The 770-nt window shown below is 45.6% G+C and carries 1 protein-coding gene and 1 pseudogene; one reads left to right on the forward strand and one right to left on the reverse strand.

What is annotated here, in order from left to right; translation table 11 throughout:
• A pseudogene (rimO, locus tag B3182_RS07185) lies at positions 1-167 on the forward strand (30S ribosomal protein S12 methylthiotransferase RimO); the annotation flags it as partial.
• Positions 168-311: 144 nt separating this feature from the next.
• Here the strand turns inward: rimO and B3182_RS07190 are convergent.
• The coding region (locus B3182_RS07190) for a GGDEF domain-containing protein (RefSeq protein WP_292752119.1) at positions 312-770 on the reverse strand (459 nt) is incomplete at its 5' end.

Consider the following 770-nt stretch of genomic DNA (forward strand, 5'->3'; position numbering starts at 1 on the left):
TCGATGAAGTTGTTGAAGAAGGTGCCGTCGGGCGGAGCCGTGCTGATGCCCCTGAGATTGATGGCCAAGTCTTTATTGATCACGCCACCCATTTAAAAGTGGGAGATATTGTTGAGGTGGAATTTGAAGAAGCCGATGAGCATGACCTCTGGGCAAGACTGGTTTAGAAGTGGTTTATACTTAATCTGCAAGGCATAGTATTAAGAAAATATAGCCCGGCAGCGTGGTTGGAAAAGCATTATGCCGGATCGTTGCTGATCTATTATTCATGGCTTGTTGAAGAAAAAGCACCTCTCCAGCAATGATGCAGATTAAGAACTGATACGGTTTTTCCCAGAGTCTTTAGATTGATAAAGTGCATTGTCGGCGCGGATCGACAAGCGCATAGCTGATTCTCCCTGACGCAACTGCGCTACCCCAAAACTCGTGGTGATAGTAGCGCGTTTATCCAATTTGGCATCCACGATCAATTGTCTTAATTTTTCAGCGGTATGGGCTGCTGCTTCGAGGCCGGTATTCGGTAACAAAATCATAAACTCATCACCGCCCCAGCGTGCCAGCAAATCGATTTCGCGAATATTCTTTTTTAATAAACGACTCATCTGAACCAACACCATGTCTCCATTGGCATGGCCAAACTCATCATTTACGATTTTAAAATCATCGATATCGAGGGCAATTATTGAGAGTGGTTGCTTGAAACGCTCAGCCCGCTCGACTTCCAGCTCCAGTGTTTTTTCCAAACGATATCGGTTGGCTACACCCGTAAG

It is taken from the genome of Methylophaga sp. UBA4204, from assembly GCF_002379485.1.
Taxonomy (GTDB): Bacteria; Pseudomonadota; Gammaproteobacteria; order Nitrosococcales; family Methylophagaceae; genus Methylophaga.